The organism is uncultured Methanobrevibacter sp., assembly GCF_937906425.1.
GTDB lineage: Archaea > Methanobacteriota > Methanobacteria > Methanobacteriales > Methanobacteriaceae > Methanobrevibacter.
In genome coordinates this window covers 1-2,478 of the sequence record NZ_CALCYR010000262.1, presented here as the reverse complement: position 1 = coordinate 2,478, position 2,478 = coordinate 1, and the positions used below count along the sequence as shown (strand labels likewise).

The window sequence follows — 2,478 nt, the reverse complement described above, 5'->3', positions numbered from 1 at the left end:
TTATTTAATTTAAATTATTTTATTTAATTTAATTTTTTTTTATTTTTATTTTTTTTTTATTTATCAATTTGATTTTATTTAATTGAGATTTTATTTAATTGAAATATTATTTTTAAAATATTTTATTGATAATTTTCATTTAAATGTATATTTTTCATTGCTTTTATTTTCTTTTAAATATTTTAAATATTAAATGGTCAAATCTCTTTTTAAGGTGTTTTAATTTTGTTTTTTTAATTCAATGACAATTTTTAAAATAATTTAAATATAATTAATTATAAATATTTTATTAATAATAAATAGTTGCTTAATAATTATTTAAATATATTTATTTGTACTGATTTATTAATTTAATTATATTTAATTGAATTATTTTTATTAAAATTGAATTTGATTGAATTGATTTATTTTAGGAGGATTTAATTTGAGTATTAAAACACCTGTTGTTGTATTGAACTTTAAAACTTATTTGGAATCTAGTGGGGAAAAGGCATTGGAGCTAGCTAAAGCTTTAGAAAGTGCTGAAGAGGAATCAGGCGTTTCAATGGTAGCTGTTCCACAAGCTATTGATATTTACAGAATTAAAACTGAAACCAATGTTCCTGTCTTAGCTCAACATATTGATGCAGTCTCTCCCGGAGGTCATACTGGAAGCAATTTATTTGAAAGTTTTCTGGCAAATGGTGTTGATGGAAGCTTATTAAATCATTCTGAATGTAGAATGACACTTGCAGATATTGCAGAAATTGTCCAAAAGACAAAAGATGCTGATTTGATTTCCTGTGTCTGTACCAATAACATTGAAACTAGTATGGCAGCTGCAACTCTTGCACCTAGTTATGTTGCTGTTGAGCCTCCTGAACTTATCGGTACTGGGATACCTGTGTCTCAGGCTGAACCTGAAGTGGTTGAAGGAAGTGTTTCAAAGGTTAAATCCATTAATGAAGATGTTCAGGTTCTTTGCGGTGCTGGAATTTCAACTGGTGATGATATGGCTGCAGCTATTGAACTTGGTGCAGAAGGTGTTCTTTTAGCTTCTGGAATCATTAAGGCTGAAAGTCCTAAGGATGCTTTATTAGATTTAGTAAGTAAAATTTAGAGAAATTGAGTGAAAGTATGGCTAAATTTAATACAATTGATGACTTTGAAGTAAGAGACAAAACCGTTTTGATGAGAATTGACATCAATTCTCCGGTGGATCCTAATTCTGGAATTATCTTGGATGACACCCGTATGAAATTGCATGCCGAAACCATTAGGGAATTGTCTTCCAAAGGTGCAAAAACCGTTATATTGGCTCACCAAAGTCGTCCGGGTAAAAAGGATTTTACTACATTGGAACAACATGCAGTTGTTTTGTCAAACGCTGTAGGCTTGGAAGTTAAGTATGTTGATTCTGTCTTTTCATCAAAGGCAAGGGATGCTATCCAATCCTTGAATCCTGGTGAAATTTTACTTCTTGAAAATGTCAGATTCTTTTCAGAGGAACAATTGAAACGTTCACCTGAGGAGGAAGCAAGTTCTGTTCTTGTTAAGACATTAACTCCATTGGTTGATTTATTCATTAATGATGCATTTGCTGCAGCTCACAGGTCCCAAACATCATTGGTCGGTTTTACACAAACAGTTCCGTCTGCTGCAGGAAGGGTAATGGAAAAGGAATTGACTGTTATTGGTGATGCTTTGGAAAATGTTCAACACCCTTGTGTTTTTGCATTGGGCGGCATGAAGGCTGACGATTCAATTATGGTGACTGAAAACGTTTTGGAAAACGGTACAGCGGATTATGTCCTTGTTTCCGGTCTTGTTGCAAATATATTTATTTGGGCTGCAGGATATGATATAAAATCCACAAATAAAAATTTCATAAGGGCTAGAGGCTATGCGGACATGGTTGAAAAATGCAGGGAACTTATTGAAAGGTTTGGGGACAAGATCGTTTATCCTGAAGATGTTGCAATCAGTGTCCAAAATGATAGGGCTGATGTAACAATTGAAAACATTCCTGACGCTTCAATTTTTGATATTGGCAGAAAATCCCTGATTAATTATTCCAAGATTATCAGAAGTGCTAAAACCATTTTTGCCAATGGTCCTGCAGGAGTATTTGAAAATCCTAAATTTGCTATAGGTACAGAGGATATTATTAATGCAATTGCATCATCTGATGGTTTTTCAATCATTGGCGGTGGACATATTGCAGCCGCTACTGTTAATTTAGGCTATGGTGATAGAATGGATCATATCAGTAGTGGTGGAGGAGCTTCTATTAATATGTTGGCAGGAAAATCATTGGCTGCAGTTGAAGCTCTTGAAAAATCAGCTGAATTATTTAAAGAAAATTAATTATTTATATTTTAATTAATTATTTTTTTCTATATTTTTTTAATTTTATTTATTTTTAATTTTATTTATTTTTAATTTTTTATTTCTTTTCTATTTTTTAATAATTTAAATTAGTTTTTAGAATTTTAATTC

General features: G+C 31.2%; 2 protein-coding genes. Both read left to right on the top strand.

All coding sequences use genetic code 11. The features are described from left to right. The first annotated feature begins 430 nt into the window (after positions 1 to 430). The gene (gene tpiA, locus Q0138_RS07700; protein ID WP_297982954.1) at positions 431 to 1,099 is read left to right on the top strand and encodes a triose-phosphate isomerase; all 669 of its coding nucleotides are present in this window, start codon (positions 431 to 433) and stop codon (positions 1,097 to 1,099) included. A 17-nt stretch (positions 1,100 to 1,116) separates the two neighbouring features. After that, positions 1,117 to 2,346, top strand: a complete 1,230-nt coding sequence (locus Q0138_RS07695; RefSeq protein ID WP_297982951.1) for a phosphoglycerate kinase — start codon at positions 1,117 to 1,119, stop codon at positions 2,344 to 2,346. Positions 2,347 to 2,478 lie beyond the last annotated feature (132 nt).